At 31.7% G+C, this 19,806-nt stretch carries 16 protein-coding genes and 1 pseudogene; 14 read left to right on the top strand and 3 right to left on the bottom strand.

Features of this window, described 5'->3' with window-relative positions; translation table 11 throughout:
- Positions 1-286: 286 nt before the first annotated feature.
- Positions 287-1,138 (top strand): polysaccharide deacetylase family protein, encoded by an 852-nt coding sequence (locus tag ACWJJT_RS05830; RefSeq protein ID WP_216303523.1) that lies wholly within the window; start codon positions 287-289, stop codon positions 1,136-1,138.
- Between the two features lie 149 nt (positions 1,139-1,287).
- On the opposite strand, the gene hcp (ACWJJT_RS05825) is transcribed toward ACWJJT_RS05830, so the two are convergent.
- From hcp (ACWJJT_RS05825) to ACWJJT_RS05815, 3 genes are all read right to left on the bottom strand, one after another.
- Positions 1,288-3,006 carry a hydroxylamine reductase gene (hcp, locus tag ACWJJT_RS05825; protein WP_462956345.1) on the bottom strand — a complete coding sequence of 573 codons (1,719 nt, stop codon included), beginning with the start codon at positions 3,004-3,006 and terminating at the stop codon, positions 1,288-1,290.
- A 193-nt stretch (positions 3,007-3,199) separates the two neighbouring features.
- Entirely contained in the window at positions 3,200-3,757 is a 558-nt protein-coding gene (locus tag ACWJJT_RS05820; protein ID WP_216303521.1) for a hemerythrin domain-containing protein, read from the bottom strand.
- A gap of 225 nt (positions 3,758-3,982) precedes the next feature.
- Entirely contained in the window at positions 3,983-4,693 is a 711-nt protein-coding gene (locus ACWJJT_RS05815; protein WP_216303520.1) for a Crp/Fnr family transcriptional regulator, read from the bottom strand.
- 344 nt (positions 4,694-5,037) lie between these two features.
- On the opposite strand from ACWJJT_RS05815, the gene hcp (ACWJJT_RS05810) reads away from it, so the two are divergent.
- From hcp (ACWJJT_RS05810) to ACWJJT_RS05750, 13 genes and pseudogenes are all read left to right on the top strand, one after another.
- Positions 5,038-6,684 (top strand): hydroxylamine reductase, encoded by a 1,647-nt coding sequence (gene hcp / locus ACWJJT_RS05810; RefSeq protein ID WP_216303519.1) that lies wholly within the window; start codon positions 5,038-5,040, stop codon positions 6,682-6,684.
- 376 nt (positions 6,685-7,060) lie between these two features.
- Positions 7,061-7,279 carry a YuzB family protein gene (locus tag ACWJJT_RS05805; protein ID WP_462956344.1) on the top strand — a complete coding sequence of 73 codons (219 nt, stop codon included), beginning with the start codon at positions 7,061-7,063 and terminating at the stop codon, positions 7,277-7,279.
- 78 nt (positions 7,280-7,357) lie between these two features.
- Positions 7,358-7,546: pseudogene (locus tag ACWJJT_RS05800) on the top strand (anaerobic nitric oxide reductase flavorubredoxin); the annotation flags it as partial.
- A 265-nt stretch (positions 7,547-7,811) separates the two neighbouring features.
- Complete coding sequence (locus ACWJJT_RS05795) at positions 7,812-9,044, top strand: FprA family A-type flavoprotein (RefSeq protein WP_462956343.1); 1,233 nt, start codon at positions 7,812-7,814, stop codon at positions 9,042-9,044.
- Between the two features lie 20 nt (positions 9,045-9,064).
- Entirely contained in the window at positions 9,065-9,790 is a 726-nt protein-coding gene (gene ric / locus ACWJJT_RS05790; protein ID WP_462956342.1) for an iron-sulfur cluster repair di-iron protein, read from the top strand.
- A 36-nt stretch (positions 9,791-9,826) separates the two neighbouring features.
- The gene (locus tag ACWJJT_RS05785) at positions 9,827-12,388 is read left to right on the top strand and encodes a RyR domain-containing protein (RefSeq protein ID WP_220320242.1); all 2,562 of its coding nucleotides are present in this window, start codon (positions 9,827-9,829) and stop codon (positions 12,386-12,388) included.
- A 109-nt stretch (positions 12,389-12,497) separates the two neighbouring features.
- Positions 12,498-13,706 carry an NAD(P)/FAD-dependent oxidoreductase gene (locus ACWJJT_RS05780; RefSeq protein ID WP_462956341.1) on the top strand — a complete coding sequence of 403 codons (1,209 nt, stop codon included), beginning with the start codon at positions 12,498-12,500 and terminating at the stop codon, positions 13,704-13,706.
- 67 nt (positions 13,707-13,773) lie between these two features.
- Positions 13,774-13,935, top strand: a complete 162-nt coding sequence (gene rd / locus ACWJJT_RS05775) for a rubredoxin (RefSeq protein ID WP_165414173.1) — start codon at positions 13,774-13,776, stop codon at positions 13,933-13,935.
- A 67-nt stretch (positions 13,936-14,002) separates the two neighbouring features.
- Positions 14,003-14,191 carry a ferredoxin gene (locus ACWJJT_RS05770; protein WP_216303513.1) on the top strand — a complete coding sequence of 63 codons (189 nt, stop codon included), beginning with the start codon at positions 14,003-14,005 and terminating at the stop codon, positions 14,189-14,191.
- 330 nt (positions 14,192-14,521) lie between these two features.
- Positions 14,522-16,015, top strand: coding sequence for a YjjI family glycine radical enzyme (locus tag ACWJJT_RS05765; protein WP_462956340.1), 1,494 nt, complete (start codon positions 14,522-14,524; stop codon positions 16,013-16,015).
- Positions 16,008-16,844, top strand: coding sequence for a YjjW family glycine radical enzyme activase (locus ACWJJT_RS05760; RefSeq protein ID WP_462956339.1), 837 nt, complete (start codon positions 16,008-16,010; stop codon positions 16,842-16,844). The genes ACWJJT_RS05765 and ACWJJT_RS05760 overlap by 8 nt, the downstream gene beginning before the upstream one ends.
- 196 nt (positions 16,845-17,040) lie before the next feature.
- Complete coding sequence (locus ACWJJT_RS05755; RefSeq protein ID WP_216303510.1) at positions 17,041-17,475, top strand: hypothetical protein; 435 nt, start codon at positions 17,041-17,043, stop codon at positions 17,473-17,475.
- 498 nt (positions 17,476-17,973) lie between these two features.
- Positions 17,974-19,398, top strand: coding sequence for a YfcC family protein (locus ACWJJT_RS05750; RefSeq protein WP_462956338.1), 1,425 nt, complete (start codon positions 17,974-17,976; stop codon positions 19,396-19,398).
- Positions 19,399-19,806 lie beyond the last annotated feature (408 nt).

Here is a 19,806-nt window from a genome sequence, read left to right as displayed (position 1 = left end):
AGCTATTGCGTAAACTTCGACTAATACTTTTTATACGTTTACAATATTATATAAACTAAATAGCCATTAATTTATTATAACAATATATTATCATAGCTGTAAAAAAACGTCAACATAATAAATTATCTTAATCTTGATAAATTTTTATTAAAATTAAGATAATTTATTTTAGAATAATTTATGGATTCGAAGCATATGGTTATGTGAAAGATGAAATATTGGCTGAAGATTATTTAGTTTTTGTACTAGAATTAATGGTTAGATATAACAGGGGGAGAAAAGAATTATGAGAAGAAAAAGTAATGATTTTAATACAACAAGTAGCACTGTAAATATAGTGTTTTTTATTGTATTATGCAGTTTATTTTATACAAGCTATACATGGTTTTCTAAAGGGGCGAAAGCCGCTAATGCCGCTAATGCCACTAATGCCACTAATGCTGCAAATGTTGCAGCTGATTATGATATACAAAAAATATCGGCCATAGCTAGCTGCAAAGGGGAGAAGGATGGCAAAAAAATGGCATTTCTTACTTTTGATGATGGGCCGTCTACTACGGTAACACCTCAAGTACTAGATGTATTAAAAAATAATAACATAAAAGCGACCTTCTTTACAGTTGGAAAATTTATAGAATCTAATAATTCGAGTAAAGAGATTATAAAAAGAATTTTCAAAGAGGGACATGCTATAGGAAATCATAGTTATAGTCACTCATTGAAAACCTTATATCCCCATAACAGACTTGATGTAAGTACTTATATGGCTGAAATTGAGAAAACTAACAATATCTTAAAAGATATTTTAGGACAGGATTTTAATGACCGAGCAATAAGGATGCCAGGTGGTTATATGTCTAGAGTGTACTATAAAGATCCTAAGTTGATTGAATTGAACGCTAAGTTAAAAGAAAAAGATCTGTATAGTATAGATTGGAATGCATACATTTTCGATGCTGAGGGTAAAAAGAAAACTGCACCCGAATTAGTAGAGGCATTTAAAAAATCTGTAAGTACACAAGAAAAAGTAGTAGTATTAATGCACGATACCTATGGTAAGGAAGAAACTGCAAAAGCATTACCTGAAATTATAGACTATCTAAAAATAAATGGATATGAATTTAAGATTATAAAATAACTTTAAATATGTTTGGAACATAATGGTATAATTGACTTAGAAGTGTTGCCTAATTGTAGGAAAATAAGAAAATTATAAATTTAACTAAAAAAGCACCCATAAATGAGTGCTTTTTATTACTGATATTAAGAACAAAGGTAATTCTAAAATTATGCTCCCATAAACATTTTTATATCATCATCTACATTACTTATTCCACCAATACCAAAGCTGTCAACCAATACCTTTACTACGTTTGGTGATAGGAATGCTGGTAGTGTTGGTCCTAAATGAATATTTTTAACTCCTAAATGCAGTAATGCAAGTAATACTATAACTGCCTTTTGCTCGTACCATGCAATATTATAAGAAATCGGAAGTTCATTTATATCATCTAATTCAAATACTTCTTTTAGTTTAAGTGCAATTACTACTAATGAGTATGAATCATTACATTGTCCTGCATCCAATACTCTTGGAATTCCACCAATATCACCTAAATTTAACTTGTTATATTTATATTTCGCGCAACCGGCTGTAAGTATAACTGCATCCTTTGGTAGCTTTTCAGCAAATTCTGTGTAGTAATCACGGCTTTTCATTCGTCCATCGCAGCCTGCCATTACAAAGAATCTCTTTATTGCTCCAGATTTAACAGCGTCCACAATTTTGTCCGCAAGAGCTATCACTTGATTATGAGCAAATCCTCCTACTATTTCACCTTTTTCAATTTCTTTAGGTGCCGCACATTTTTTAGCCTGTTTAATTATTTTAGAAAAATCTTTTGAATTTCCATTTATTCCATCTGCTATATGCTTAACGCCTTCAAAACCTGTTAATCCTGTAGTGTATATTCTATCTTTATAAGATGCTTTTGGAGTTACAATACAGTTTGTAGTCATAAGTATTGGTCCATTGAAGCTTTCAAATTCCTGGTTCTGTTTCCACCATGCATTGCCATAATTTCCAACTAAGTGCTTGTACTTTTTAAATGAAGGATAATAGTTAGCTGGAAGCATTTCACTGTGAGTATATATATCTACTCCCGTGCCCTCCGTTTGTTTTAATAACTCTTCCATATCTTTTAAGTCATGTCCACTAATTAATATAGCGGGATTATTTTTAACTCCTATATTAACTTTTGTTATTTCAGGATTCCCGTAACTCGTAGTGTTCGCCTTATCAAGTAAAGCCATTGCATCAACACCATACTTACCACATTCAAGTACTAAGGCCACAAGTTCATCAACGCTTAAATTATCGTTAAGCGTTGAAGCTAACCCCTTTTGAGTGAATGCATGAAGCCCATCATCGTTGTATCCAAGACTACTCGCATGCTTAGCATACGCAGCCATTCCCTTCAGTCCGTAAATAAGCAATTCTCTTAAAGATCTTACATCCTCATTCTCTGTTGAGAGTACTCCAACTTTTCCTGCTTTTTCATCAAATGCTTTTAAGTCATTAGAAAACCAAACTGCTGCATCGGGTAAGTTTAATTCCTCCTCTTTGCCAAATCCAAACGTATTAAATATCCTTGTAAGCCAACTAGCATTTTCGCCTTTATCACTTAACTTAATTCCAGCTTTAAGAAGCTGACCTTTTACTTCTTCCCTTAATCTTAAACCTTCTCTTATTCTTTTAATAAATACATTTCTATCAAAATTTGCATTAGTTATAGTTGCAAATAAACTTTCCATTATAAAAGCATCTACTTCTTTATTAACGATACCATTCTCTCTAGCACGTACACTGTATATAGATATTCCTTTAGTTACATAAATTAGCAGGTCCTGAGCTTTTGCGAGACTTTCAGTCTTACCACAAACTCCCTTTACCGTACAACCTTTGCAATTAGCTGCTTCTTGACATTGATAACAAAACATAGCCATATTAATAAACCTCCATTTTTCTCTTTTGTAAGCACTGGTTGTGCCTGTTCTATGTGATTATTATACTGATATATAATCATGTTGTCGGTAACATATGTTACTAACTTATTTTATTACTATACGATGTCTAGTGTATTTTTGTTTCTTCTAATTTTCTGTGTACAACACTTGCCTCTTTTATGTATGTTTAAAATCAATCTAAATACTTCTTCTCTAATTCTTCTAAAACACTTATATATTCTTTTTGTAATTGATTTTTAGTTGCCTCTAATTCAATATTTTCACAACTTACATTTACGCCCTCCATGTCCACTTGGCTTAATGCTCTTCTAGCAAAGGTATATATCAATTTATCTTCTTTATCAATATGTCTTGTTAACAGATTAGCATAGCATACGGAATTTGCGATTATATCCACTCGTGAATCTAAGTCACCATTTTTAACTCTTAAAAGAGCTTCTTCTAAAAGCGTTATATGTTGCCTTCCTAAATCATGTTCTATATACATTCCAGATAAGGGTCCTTTTACCATATTTTGCCCTAGTTGAGTTTCCATCTTCTTAAAAAGGACAACCTCTTCCTTATTGTGATGGTGCTTATCACCATAGTTTCTAACAAATAGAATCATCTTTTCAAAAGATACAAAATCAACAGTATTGCTATTTAATATTTCTACGCTTAATTTCTTAAATAATTTTAATCCACGTAAAATATATTTATGTTCGTCCATCATTAAATCTATTGCATCCATAATTAATCCTCCTAATTTTTTCAATTCAATACTTATTTCAAATTATAATTATATTATTAACTTGTTTAATAATATAATACTAGTCCTTATAGTGTAAAACAGTAGATTTCATACTCCTATGTTATAATTCTACTTAACTTTAATTTGAAAAAATATGATTTAAATCAAAATTATAAAAAAACAACCTAAGGCTTATGTAATAGGCCTTAGGTTGCTTGAAAATTACTATTCTACATATGATCTTAAAATATCTATTTGTTTTATAATTACCACTTTATTACCCTTAAGGATGATAATACCCGACTCTTCAAATATACTGAGCTTCCTGCTTATGGTTTCTCTCGTTACCCCAACATAATTTGCCATCTCTTCCCTATTTATAGGTAAGTTGATTTGCAAACCCTGATTTGTAGCAACTCCATACTTTTCACCAAACTCTAAAAGCATAAACGCAACTCTTATTTCTGCATCATTAGTAGCCAGATTTTGGGCAAGATTTTCAGTCTGAGTTAGACGCTTTGAAATAACTTGTAATAGCTTTATTGATATTCCTGGGTTGCTCATGATAATTTTATCCATATCTTGTTTGGTTAATGTACATATTTTAACATCTGATATGGCGTAAACATTAAAATTATATATTTCATCACTACTGAACAGGCTTAGTTCTCCAAAGAAATCTCCACTAGTGAAGATATGAACTATTTGCTCTTTACCCTCTTTTGTTAACTTAGATATTTTTACTTGACCTTCATTAATAATAAATAATGTATCTGATTTTTGTCCTTGACTACACAGCATATCTCCTTTTTTATAGAATTTATGCCCTGTCATATCAACAATTTTTATAAGTTCATCGTCAGAGAGGAATGAAAATATAGGTACCTTCTTAGCACATAGGCTATGATTACAATTTCCACAACTACACTCTTTCATATATATCACCTACCATTTAGTATAATAACATCTTTAATTTAGCCCAGTCAAATAATAATCAATATACTTTTTTAGTACTTAAAGATTTTGATTTTCTGTTTCCCCTTATTGAAACTTTGAAATAACAAAGGATGATAGTGTCTTATCAAAAATACATCAGGTTATAAAGGATACAGAGGATGAGCATGATGCTGCTGGAAATATAATTAAAGAATTAGAGAAGATAACCAGAGATTTCAATGCTTCGGAAGGGGTATATGAATATTCTCATTAATATCGTGTATAATCATGCCAGTAATGTGCAAAATATTATATAGAAGTTTTAAAAATTAGGAGGGTTACATATGCAAGGAAAAATGTTTTGTTTTCAATGTGAACAAACTTTCGGCGGAAAAGGTTGTACCAAAGTAGGAGTCTGTGGAAAAACGCCTGAAATTGCAGCAATGCAGGATTTGCTCATTTATCAGTTAAAAGGAATAAGCTGTTATGCTACTAAACTTTTAGCCAAAGGCGAAAAAATTGATAAGTCATGGGTTTCATTTATTGAAAATTCATTGTTTATGACATTAACTAATGTAAATTTTGATCCTGAATCTCATATGGATATGCTTAAAAGATCTCAAGTAATAAAAGAGGATGCCAGGAAAAAAGCAGCAGGGGAAGAAGTAAATTCTGAGGAAGCTTTATATAATTTAAGTGATACTAAGCAGCAGATACTTGAAGATGCTAAAAAAGCTGGCGTTATGTATAATGAAGACTTAGATGCTGATATCCGTTCAGTTCGCGAAACTATAAAATATGGATTAAAAGGGATTGCAGCTTATGCACACCAAGCTAGATGTATTAAATATAATAGCGATGAAGTAGATGATTTTTATTTTATAGGCTTAGCAGTAATGACTGATGATAGTTTAAATCTACAAGATCTTATCAAGTATTTAGTTAAAACTGGAGATATGTGTGTTAAGGTTATGGAGGTATTAGATAAAGCCAATAATGAGAAATACAATTCTCCAACACCTACAAAGGTTAATGTAAACATTAAAAAGGGTCCATTCATTGTAGTTTCTGGTCATGATTTAAGGGATCTTGAAATGTTACTTGAGCAAACAGAAGGCAAGGGAATAAATATTTATACACATGGTGAAATGTTACCATCGCATGGATACCCAAAGCTCAATAAATACAAACATTTAGTAGGTAATTTTGGAGGAGCATGGCAAGATCAACAAAAAGAATTTGATGGTATACCTGGTTGTATTTTAATGACAACAAATTGCTTAATGAAACCAAGAGATTCTTATAAAGATAGAATATACTCAACAAGTGTTGTTGGTTGGGATGGTCTAAAACATATATCTAATGATGAGAATGGATATAAAGACTTCTCTGAAATGATAAATAAAGCACTAGAACTCGGTGGATTTGAAAAAGATGAAGAAGTTAAAGAAATTCTAGTAGGATTTGGTCATAAAGCAACTTTAAGTCATGCTGAAACAATAGTAAATGCAGTTAAGGAAGGAAAAATTAGACACTTCTTCTTAATTGGAGGATGTGATGGTGCAAGACCAGGAAGAAACTATTACACTGAATTTGCTCAGCAGGTGCCTAAAGATTGTATTATTCTTACTTTAGCTTGTGGAAAATATCGTTTTAATAAGTTAGAGTTTGGTGAGGTAGCAGGACTTCCAAGATTACTAGATGTAGGTCAATGTAACGATGCATATTCTGCTGTGAAAATAGCCTCAGCACTAGCGGATGCATTTAAATGCAGCATTAATGATCTACCACTGGCAATTGTTTTAAGTTGGTATGAGCAAAAAGCTGTTGCTGACCTATTGGCATTACTTTCACTTGGAGTGAAAGGGATTTACCTTGGACCAACGCTTCCAGCTTTCTTAAGCCCTAACGTATTACAATTTTTAGTTGATACTTTTGATATTAAACCTATAAGCAATCCAGAAGATGATTTAAAACAAATACTCGGATAAATAATATTAATTTTATAATTATAATTTAAAATAAACGGCTGCTAAATGTAATTTGAATACATTTAGCAGCCGCTTATTTTACGTTTTTAGATTTTTTGTGACTTCAATCATATTCTAATGAAAAACAAATATGTATAATCAAAATAATATAGTGTCAATAATAAAAAATTCATTATAAAAACAAGTGATTTATAATCGAGGTCGAAGATGTAAGTTATTAGTAAATAACTTTAATTAAAAAAGGGAATATTAAAAGCAAATATTAAAATGAAGTGGTGATAAAGTAAAAATATTTATTAATACAAAGGTAAAATATAGATAGTTGATGAGTTGTTGGATAAATTAAAGAACAATAAATAATGATGGAGGTATAAATATGACAGATATTAAATTTTGTGAGAATAACTTTACTTTTGGAACAGATGAAACTATGAAAAAATTAAAAGAGAACTATCCAGGTGTAGATATAACAGCTGAGGAATGCCTGGGATATTGTGGAGATTGCGCAGTGGGACCTTATGCTTTAGTAGATGACGAACTGATACAGGCTGGTACTTCAGATGAATTATATGAGAAAATTAAAAGCATGATGTAAGAAACAGATAAAACTATATTTTAGGATATTCATTTTAAGAACAATACCTTATTAAAAAATATATGAGAAGGGATTTTAAATCTACCATTAGATATGATTTGCCCAAATCATGGAATTATTTGGAAAGAAAATCCCCTTCAAATTGCAAATAAATATATGGAATGGGCAAAAGATTATAAAGAAAATCAAGTTACAATAATTTATGATACTATGTGGAATGCTACTAGAATAATGGCAGAGGCAATAGCTGTCGGAATAAAAAAACTGTGGAACCCTGATGAAGTAGGGCTAGACAGGTGTAAAGATTTTGGTAAGAGTATAGGAAAATCATATTGAAAGTCAAGGAGTTCTAATCACAAAGTGATTAGAGCTTCTTGACTTTATTGCATTCAATCATAATGATACTTATTAAATAACTTCATTATTTTTAATTTTTGATTTAAATCATATTTTTATAATTAGAATAAATATAGAATAGAGCCATAGGAAAGCAAGAACATATGAAAATAAATTAATATTGGAGGGACACATTATGAAGAAAAACATTATGCTAAGTGAAAAAATATTTTGGGTTGGTAAGGTTGATGATAGAGAGGTACCTTTCCATAGACTAACATTAACTAAAGGAACCACTTATAATAGTTATTTATTAATGACTGAAAAACCTACAGTGATTGATACTGTTGATATAAGCTTTGGTAGAGAATTTGTAGAAAATTTAAAGAATATAATTGAACTTGATAGAATTAAATTCATTGTAATTAATCACACTGAACCTGATCATTCTGGTGCCCTTGGGAGTTTGGCGGCTAGAGCTAAAAATGCAGTAATTGTGTGCACAAAGCTGGCTGTAGCTGAACTTAAGGAAATGTATAATCTTCATAATAGAGAGTTTTTAGTTGTGGGGGATGGGGATACTCTTGATATAGGCGGCAAGACCCTAAAATTCATAGAGACGCCTTATCTTCATACGCAGGAGACTATGATAACTTATTGCATCGATGATAAAATTTTATTCCCTTGCGATATCTTTAGTACCCACGTAGCTAACTATGAGTATTTTAATGATATGGCAAAAGACGATATCAATGATGACTATATTGGCTACTACAAATTAATAATGCACCCACATAGAAGATATGTTCAGAATATGATCGAAAAAATTAGAGATTTAGACATAAAGATAATAGCACCATCCCATGGATTTATTATTAGAAATAACGTTCAAAGTTTTATAGATATTTATGATAATATGAGTAAGAATACAGAGGTAGGTAAAAAAACACTTATTTTATACTCGACTATGACAGGTAGGACAAAAAAAATTGCTGATATTTTTAAGGAAAAATTTGAGGAGCAAAATATAGCTTCCCAAATCATGGATGTAAATAAAATACCAAAAGAAGAAGTAATGAAGGCTATCAATGAAGCCGATGCAATTTTCTTTGGCAGCTCTACCAAATATGCAGATATGATTGGAAATATGGAAGATATATTGAAGAATCTTCATGAAATAAATCTAGAAGATAAGATAGGGGCGGCATTTGGTTCTTATGGTTGGAGTGGAGAAGCTGTGGAAGTAGTTCAGGATTACTTAAAGGAAACCGATATTAAAGTTTTGAATACTTCTGATGTAATTAAGTCGACTGGTATGGTCGATATAGAATTCCCACTAAGGATTAGGTTTTCACCAAGCGAAGATAACATAAAGAGCATTGAAAGGGCAGTTGTCTATACTGCTGATTTATTACTTAGTACAATTTAAAATATGAGGAGGTATTTATTATGGGAAAAATTATAAATAAAAATCAAAGCCTTGGAGAAATAGTTTCAACTTTCCCAGGTTCTACAGAGACCTTTAACCGGTATAAAATAGATTATTGCTGTGGTGGACATGATACGTTAGCGGAAGCCTTGGAGGTCAGAGATTTAGACGCTGATGAAATTATTGAAGAACTTAATAACGAGTACGAGGAGTTTATAAAAACTAATTCAGAGTATAAAGACTGGAGAAAAGAAAAACCTTCCACCTTAATAAGACACATAGTAGAAACACATCATGAATTTACCAAAAAACAGCTTAAAGAAATAGATACTCTATTATTAAAAGTACTCAAGGTACATTTTAAGCTTCATAGTGAAGAACTATTAAAGGTGCACAAATATTTTGGAACCTTGAAAACAGAGCTAGAAGAGCACCTTATCAAAGAAGAGGAGAATCTATTTCCCCTTATTGAAAATTTTGAAATAACAAAGGATGATAGTGTCTTATCAAAAATACATCAGGTAATAAAGGATACGGAGGATGAGCATGATGCTGCCGGAAATATAATTAAAGAATTAGAGAAGATAACCAGAGATTTCAATGCTCCAGAAGGGGCTTGCACTTCTTTCAAACTTGTATATACAAAACTTCATGACTTAGAAAAAGATTTATTTATTCATATTTATCTGGAAAACAGTGTTTTGTTTAATATGCTTTGGCAGAAAAAGAGTTGCTCTATAAATTAATTTTTAGAGTAAAATTATTATTATAGGAGTTCAAATATGGAAAATAAAAATATAAAAGTTGTTGTATCAGGAGACATATGTGTAAATTTGTTGCAAAGGATAACATACCCTCAGAATAATACTGGTTTGAATTGGCAAACTAATTTAAATATGCATAGTAATTTAAAACCGGGGCAAGCTTTGCTTCTATCAAAACTTGTATCTTTGGCAACAGGAGCATCTGTACTTTCACCACAGATGCATGATATAGAATTGATTCTACCAGGAGAGGTTCTTAGCGCTAGTGCAGAGTTAGAGCTTTTTCCGAAATTTGATGATAAAAACAATAATGAAAAAGTTTATAGAATAAGGCGTTTTATGGGTTTTACAGGGCCGGTTTCTGGTGTACCGAGGTTGCTTCCGATTATTAACGACGACGCTAATGCAGATATAATTATATTAGATGACGAAAATAATGGATTTAACTCTAATAAAGAATTTTGGCCTTTAGCTTTAAAGTCATCCGAAACATCACCAATAATCTTATATAAAATGGTTAATCCTATTGATTCTAGTGCACTTTGGAAATGCCTACAAAAATTTCATAAAGAAAAGACAATAGTAATTATAAATGGTGATGATTTGCGTTCGAAGGGAGTTAATATAAGTAAAAGTCTTTCTTGGGAAAGGACAGCGCAAGATTTTGTTTGGCAAATTAATAATAATCCAAATCTTGCTTTTCTCGCAAGTTGCCGCCATCTTATAGTACCTTTTGGTCTTGAAGGTGCCATCTATTATAAAAATGAAGGTGTGCCTGAAATTAAATTGTATTTCCTACCATATGAATTTGAAGGAGGCTTTATTAAAGACTCCCAAGGTAAAATGTACGGACTTACCTCCAGTTTTGTTGCAGGACTTGCAAGCACTATTGTTTCAGGAAATCAAGATAATGAAGAATTATCTGAATTGATAAGCATAGGAATACGTAAAGGGACTGTTTCTGCTCAAAAATATTTTATTGAGGGATTTGGTGAAAATGTTGAAAAATCTCAATTTTTAAGTTCAGATATATTTGTTGAAAAAGAAAATGATTTTGTACATACGGAGCATGTACAGGATGTATTAGTACCTACTTCAACTAATCCTAATTGTCGTGCTTGTTGGTATATTTTAAAAGACAAAAGCGCTACTAACTTAGCAGAGATAGCTTATGACATTGTTAAAAATGGAGTGAAAAGTGCACTTGAATTTATACCAATAGCCCGATTTGGAAAGCTAACAACAGTTGATAAGGCAGAAATAGAAAGCTATAGGAGCATTAAAAATCTTATGCTTGAGTATATCTCAACTAAAAACACAGTTCGGCCTCTTTCAATTGCAGTATTTGGAACGCCTGGGTCTGGAAAATCTTTTGGTATACTGGAAGTAGCTAATAGCATTGCGTCAAATTTAATTAAAAAATTAGATTTTAATTTATCTCAATTCCGTACACCATTAGATTTAGCAATTGCTTTTCGTAAAGTAAGTGATATTGCATTGGAAGGAAAAATTCCATTAGTTTTTTTTGATGAATTTGATTCTGTTATCGAAGGAAAACTTGGATGGTTAAAATATTTCTTAGCACCTATGCAGGATGGTGTATTTAGAGAAGGAGATTCTATTCATCCTATTGGAAAAGCTATTTTTGTATTTGCTGGGGGAACAAGCAGTACTCTCAAAGGATTTTGTGGAGAAGACCTTGAAAATGAAAAAGAACAAAAACAGTTTTTACTTGAATTTAAAAATGCGAAGGGTCCTGACTTTTTAAGTCGTTTGAGGGGTTACGTAAATATCCTTGGGCCAAATCAAACCGATAATAAGTTGGATTCTTTATTTATAATTCGAAGGGCAATGTTATTACGTTCACTTTTGGAGCGTAAGGTACCTCATCTTATAAATAACAAAAAAGAGGCTCAAATTGATAATGGGGTATTACGGGCGCTTCTTAAAATTCCAAGGTATAAGCATGAATCAAGGTCTATGGAAGCAATACTCGAGATGAGCATGCTAACTAATGCGAAAAAATGGGAACAATCTCATCTACCTTCTAAAGAACAGCTACAACTACATGTAGATGAAGAACAATTTTTACGCCATTTAATGCATGATGCATTCTATAGTGAAAAAATTGAAAGTCTTGCAACTGCTATTTATGAAAATAACAGAAATATGAATGGGGATTTTATAATGCCATGGCAGGATCTTCGTGAAGAGCTTAAAAATTTCAACCGTGATCAAGCAAAAAATATTCCTAATGCCTTACTTAAAATTAATTATGATGTTGTTTCTGTTAAAGAAAAACCAGCATTTATAGAATTTACAATTAAAGAATTAAATGCCTTAGCTAAGAAGGAGCATATGCGTTGGTATTATCATAGAAAAAAGGTTGGCTTTAAATATGGTGAAGTTGAAGATAATAAGAAAAAAACTAATCCTGCACTTGTACCTTGGGGCAAGCTGACAGAAGAGAAGAAAAATAAGGTATGCCAAATGATTAAGATTTGGCCAGAAATATTGGCCAAATCAAATTTTAAGATAGAACCACTAAAGAGTCTATGTCATTGTGAGACTATACTTTAACGACATTTCAGAAGGTGCAGCTCCGCAGGAGATGATTTAACTAGAAAATAACTTTAAATGAAAAAGGGAATAATAAAAAATAAATATTAGAATAAGATGGGTGATATAAATGGCTAAAAGAATCGTAATCGTAGGGACTGGTATTGCATCAGTAACAGCAATCAAGGCAATTAGAGAAATAGATTTAGGTTCAGAGATATGTTTGATCGGACAAGAAAAATTTTATCCATATAACCGAATAAGGCTGTCGAAGGGTATATTTGATGACCTGGAGGAAAATAACATACTTCTTCAAAAAAAAGAGTGGTATGAGCAAAATAAAGTAAAAATAATTATTAATACAAAGGTATTGAATATAAATACAGATAGCCTTGAATTAATATTATGCGATGGACGTAAAATAAAGTATGATAAATTGCTAATAGCAACTGGATCCAGCAATAATATACCACCAATTGATGGTATAGGTAAAGAAGGTGTCTACACATTAAGAGGCCTTAATGATGCTTTAAATATTAAAGATAGCCTCAATGCAAGTGCACAAGTGATAGTTATTGGAGGTGGAATACAAGGAATTGAAATGGCTTGGATATTACATCAGCATGGCAAAAAGGTTACGATTGTTGAATTGCAATCAAGGCTTATGCCTCTCCAATTAGAGAATAAAGCATCAGAAATATTAAAGGATATAATGCATGGTTATGGGATAGAAATACTAACAAATACTGGTGTAGTTAAAATAACAGGAGATGCTAAAGTAGCAGGCATTCTTATAGACAAAGAAGTGGAATTAAAATGTAATATGATTGTGTATTCCACAGGAATTAAACCTAATAAAGAACTAATCGCGTATACTAAAGTTAAAGCAGTAAGAGGAATATTAGTAAACAATAAAATGGAAACCAACATAGAAAATATTTATGCAGCAGGAGATATTGCTGAATATGATAATGAAGTTAATGGACTATGGAATATTGCTATAGCACAAGGAAAAGTTGCAGGTTACAACATTGCTGGGAAGGAAACTGTTTATGAAAAAATAATCCCAGTTACAACATTAAATGCTTTTGGCATTTCGTTATTTTCTATGGGGTGCATTGATGAATTAGAGTCTACAAAGGTACTAATAGATGAAGATACTAATCTTAAAATTTATAAAAAAATATTTATAAAAAATAATAAGGTAATCGGTGCGATTGTTATAGGTGATATGAAAAGATCGCCACTTCTTAAATCAGCTATAGAAAAGGGAATAACGGTAGGTGATGTTGATCTATCTGTTGATGAGTTGTTGGATAAGTTGAAGAACAATAAATAATGGTAAGAGTATAGTGAAAATTATAGGGGAGACTATAATATTAAGTAAATTTAAAGGGGATGTTTTTATGGATAAATACGTTTGTTTGGTGTGTGGATACATTTATGATCCAGAAGAAGGAGATTCAGATGGCGGAATAAAACAAGGTACTAAATTTGAGGATATACCAGAAGATTGGGTTTGTCCATTATGTGGAGTTCCAAAATCAGACTTCGAAAAAGTTGAATAAAGTTTCGTCTACATTTAAAGTTACGGCTTAAATCTTTTCTAATAACTATATTGAAGGGGTGATATTAATGAAGGCTCACGTTGATAAAGATATATGCATTGGATGTGGATTATGCCCAGGGGTATGTCCAGAAATCTTTCAAATGGAAGATGACGGAAAAGCTGTGGCATCGCCAGATGAAGTGGCAGAAAATCTTGTAAGTAGTGCAAAAAAAGCAGAAGAACAATGCCCTGTTGATGCAATTTCTGTAGAATAGTAATATCATAATAAAAAATATAATAAACTGAAAACTTGTGTTGTCAACAAGAAAATCATATTGAAAGCCAAGGAGATTTAATCACAAAGTGATTAAATCTCCTTGACTTTAGTGCATTTAAAATATAATAAAACTGAAGAAGAGCCCTAAGGCTCTAGTTATATGCATATCCAAAAGATTTATGGAAGGGTTAGGGAGTAGAAAACCTTTGCAAAAGAAAGACATTCAATATAGAATATTAATAACAGCATATAACAAATTAACATACTTATATGTTAAACAACCAATTTGAAAATGTGGTTAAAATAATTTAAATGGAGTGGTGTTATAATGAACAACATTTTAGAAATTATTAAAAACGGAACCTTAACCTACGAGCAAAAGGTATTAACCCTCGCTAGAGCAGCGGAAGACAGTATAGACGTTCTAAATATTAGAAGGGATACTCAGATGCTTCGCGATGAGGGAATAATATGTGATCTTTTTGAAGGCCATGCACCGTATAGACCTAGGTATATAGTACCTAACTATCAGAAATTCATGAAAAATGGAAGTGAATTTTTAGGACTCACGCCACCAAAGGATATTTGGGAGGCTACAAATAGTTTATTAATATTATACAGACATGTGCCATCAATTTCTTCATTCCCAGTATATATAGGGAATATTGATTATCTCTTGGAACCGTTTGTCTTAGATGAAGAAGAAGCTTTTCATGCTATAAAATTATTTTTAACACATATAGACAGAACCATAACAGATTCTTTTTGTCATGCAAATATAGGGCCAGAAGATACTAAGGCAGGAAGATTAATATTAAGAGCGGAAAGAGAACTGCAAAATGCAATTCCTAACTTAACTTTAAAATATAGTACAAGTACTCCAGATGATTTTGCTATTGATGCAATTAACACTGCCTTAATAACTGCAAAACCAAGTTTTGCTAATCATGAAATGTTCTCAAATGAGTTTGCTGGGAATTACGGTATAGTTAGTTGCTATAATGGATTAACTATAGGTGGGGGAAGTTACACTTTATCTAGATTAAATTTAGCGAGGCTTGCTAAAAAAGCAAAAAACCAAGATGAATTTATAAATGTTATATTGCCGGATGCAGTAGAGAAAATGGCTGGGTATATGCGTGAAAGAATTAGATTTTTAGTGGAGGAAAGTGGTTTCTTTGAGACCAATTTCTTAGTAAGGGAAGGATTAATAAGTAAAGATAACTTCACAGGCATGTTTGGGATGTTTGGACTTGCTGAATGTGTAAATTGTTTTATTGATTCTTCTAAATTAGAAAATAGGTTTGGCCATAGTGAAATAGCTAATACTTTAGGATATAGAATTATTGAAAAGTTAGAATCTGAGGTTAATAAATATAATGATCCTCACTGCAATATATCGAAAGGTAGATATCTGTTACATGCTCAAGTGGGTATTGATTCTGATATGGGAATAAGTCCAGGATGCAGGATTCCAATTGGAGATGAACCTGAACTTCCACAGCATATAGTGGAGTCTGCTAAATTTCATAAGTTCTTTCCCTCAGGAATAGGCGATATATTTAATTTTGATAGCACGGTTAAAAGTAATCCGGAGTATGTGCTTGATATTATCAAGGGTGCTTTTAAAAAACAAATGAGATATTTTTCAGCATATTCTACTGATTGTGATGTAATAAGAATTACTGGATATCTTGTTAAAAGATCAGAAATGAAAAAATTGCAAGAGGGGCATCAGGTGTTACAGGATACAGTAGCATTAGGACTTGGGGCAGTTCTGAATCAAAAGGTACTGGAAAGAAAGGTAAGAAAAAATGATTAAGGGATTAGTTAACCGAATTATTCCCTTTAGCTCGGTGGATGGACCGGGAAATAGGACTGCCATATTCTTGCAAGGGTGTAATTTTAACTGTTCTTATTGTCACAACCCGGAGACTATAAATATTTGTAATAGTTGTGGGGAATGCATAGATGCTTGCCATTATAATGCATTACAATTTAAGTCCTCTAATGTAGTATGGGATAAAAGAGCCTGTAGTAAATGTGATGAATGTATAAGATTTTGCAAAAGGAATAGCTCCCCTAGAGCACAAAGCATGACTGTAGAAGAAGTCGTACGCGAGATAGAGAAGAATAAAGTTTTTATCGCGGGGATTACAGTCTCAGGTGGTGAGTGCACCCTTCAAAGTGAGTTTTTAATACATTTATTTAGAGAAGTTAAAAAAATGAATTTAACATGTTTTGTGGATACCAATGGTTCGGTACCTTTATGGGAACATGAAGAGCTAGTGGATGTAATGGATATGGCAATGGTAGATATAAAATCCTATAATAACGAGGAACATAAGAGACTTACGGGTATGGAAAATACTATTGTTATAGAAAATGTAAAATATTTAGCTAAGTTAAATAAAATTTATGAGATTAGAACGGTTGTTGTACCAGAAGTTTTAGAGAATCACAATAATGTAGATAAAATCAGCAAGTTTATTGCGCTATTAAATCCAGATATAAGATATAAACTTATAAAATATAGGCAAATGGGCGTACGATCTGAAATCATAAACAGTTACACTCCTAAGGAGGAATTCATGGAGGAATTAGGAGAGATAGCGACGTATAATGGTTGCAGAAGTGTAGTTATAGTATAGTAATTATTAGAAACCTCACAAAATGTGAGGTTTTTAGTTTACCTACCGTTGTTGGATACTGAGAAATTGGTATCTTTTTTAGATTCTGGAATAGCTTAATAGTAGGAGATATAATGTAGGTACCTTTATATTTCTAACGATATAAGATATTACCTTCTTTAATAGAAGGTAATATCTTATAGGGGCGGTGAATAAGATGAATTGGAAAGAAGAATTAGTTTTACAATTAAGAAATTTGACTATTGATAAAAGCATTATTGGCAGAGCAATGCAAAACTTTGTTGAGGTATTTAATAGTAATCTAGACAAATACAATATAAAGAATATTCGAGCAACAACAGATTCAAATGAATATATAGATATAAAGTATTATAAAAAAATCAAAATAGAATGTTCTGATAAAAATGTTACTTTTATTTTATTTAACAAAGATAGGATTCAGCAAAACATATCTATTAAATTAAGTATTGCTGAAAAAGTAGGAGGTTATTTTATTCAGTATATTAATACGGAAGAGCGTAACCCAAAATTGAGAGCATTTATTGATGAAAATACTATTGATGGAATTTTTGAAGATTTATTTGAATTGAATGAAGAAATAATAACTATGAATGAAGAAACAATCAATTAAATAATAAAGAGCATCCGCTTGGATGCTCTTTATTATTCAAAACATCTTATTTCCCACGTGCTAGGCCTCTATCCATTTTCATTTTTTCTCTTAATTATAGCACTGATAATAACATTTCTATTCTGGTTTATTGTAAAATAATCATATTAATTACATCATCTGGTGCTAATTTAATTAGTTAAAAGTATTTTAATTAATTAATTGGTTAAAAATGGTGGTAATTTATTTAATTTACGATATAATATAAGTACTAGTGGTCTAAATTTATTGTATAATTGTGTCAATAATTGACAGAGAGCTTCCAGTATTTCATACAAGGGATGATATTCTTGGAAGACTTACGATAACTGTAAATAATACATAGGTAAATAACTCAGAAGTAAGAGATTATTCAGTTGATACTAATAAATTTAAAGAAACTCTACATTTTAATATGTTTAGAGAAAGCAGCAAAGAAAGAAGGTAATAAAAGCAAGTAATTGATAGGAGGACTAACATATGAAAAAGAAATTCAAGATGCCAACGGCTTATACTATTTTAGCTATTATAATTGTAATGGTAGCGATTCTTACATGGATAGTGCCAGCAGGACAATATAACTTTCTAGATCCAAACGCTGATAAACTACAGCTTATCCCAGGAACATATCACGCAGTTCCTTCAAACCCACAGGGTTTTAAAGATATTGTTTTAGCTCCTATAATTGGATTCTATGACGCAGTAGATGTTATATTATTCGTTATTGTAATAGGTGGATTCTTAGGAACAGTTATGAAGACTGGGGCAATAGATGCAGGTATAGGTAGACTTGTTAAAAAGCTAGCTGGAAAAGAACGATGGCTTATACCATTGATAATGCTATTCTTCACAATAGGGGGAACAACTTTCGGTATGGATGAAGAAACACTAGCATTCTTCCCAATATTAATACCAGTGTTTCTTGCAGCTGGGTATGACACGCTTACAGCAGTTGCCGTTATAAAGCTAGGGTCAGGAATGGCAGCTATGGCATCTTTAACTAGCCCATTTGCTATTAGTATAGCATGTAAATTTGCCGGCATTTCCATTGGTGAAGGAATTGGAATAAGAATGGTACTTCTTGTTACTTTTGTAGCTTTAGGTATATTCTGGACTATGAAATATGGTGAAAGGGTTAAGGCAGATCCTACTAAATCATTGATTTATGATTTGCACCATGGACACAAGAAGCATTTTCTTGGAAACAGGAATGAAAACGATATCCCTGAATTAACAGGTAGAAGAAAACTTATACTTACTGTTTTTGGGTTAACTTTCGTAGTAATGGTAATGGGAATTATTCCGTTTAGTGATTTAGGTATTAAATTCATTCCAACACTAGGCTGGTGGTTTGGTGAACTCGCAGGAGTATTCCTTGTATCTAGTATAATTATAGCTATAATAGCAGGGTATAAAGAGGAAAAATTCCTTCCTATTTTTATAGACGGTGCACGTGATTTGTTAGGGGTTGCGATAATAATAGGTTTGGCAAGGGGTATTACTGTTGTAATGGATGCAGGACATATTTCTGACACAGTTTTACATTTGGGCGAAATTTGTCTTAAAGGAAAAGGATCAATTGGGTTCACTGTATTTACTTATTTATTCTATTTACCTATGTCATTCTTAATACCTTCAACATCAGGGCTTGCAACTGTTACGATGCCAATTCTGGCACCTTTAGCCGACTTTTCTGCTGTGCCAAGACATATAGTAATAACTGCTTATCAAGCTGCAAATGGATTGTTAAGCTTATTTTCACCAACATGTCCGGTTATTATGGCTGGATTAGTTATGGGTAAAGTACCATATGAGAGATGGTTTAAATTCATATGGAAGTTGATAGTAATAACATTTGTTGTTACACTTGTACTTTTAGTATTATCTATGTTTGTATATAGATAAATAATATATTTTAATAGTATGATGTATTTATATGAAAATGATGAAGACCACTAGGCAACAGTATAATGTACCTTATAGAGTAGACAGCTAGAAAAGCCTACCCTATAGGGTACTTTTATATATAATTAAACATTATTGTCATGAATTTTCTTAGGATATGGAAATTTTAAAAACTATTCACCTTCTAAAAAATTATGGATGTAAGGTTTGTGGTTGACTCTCATGACTTGTGATTTCGAATATAAGATGTACTAGGACCACCTCACAAAATGTGAGGTTTTTAGTTTATAGAGTTAAGTTACAAATATAAAAGTAGTATCTATTTATAATTCGTCTAAAAGCTCATTTTCATAGTGGACTACGACCAGCATTCAACATTGACCTAGGCATAGTAGCATGGTAATATAT

This window comes from Clostridium sp. CM041 (genome assembly GCF_055081035.1).
Note: the sequence above shows the minus strand (reverse complement) of the source record. Positions and strands in the feature narration are given on the sequence as shown.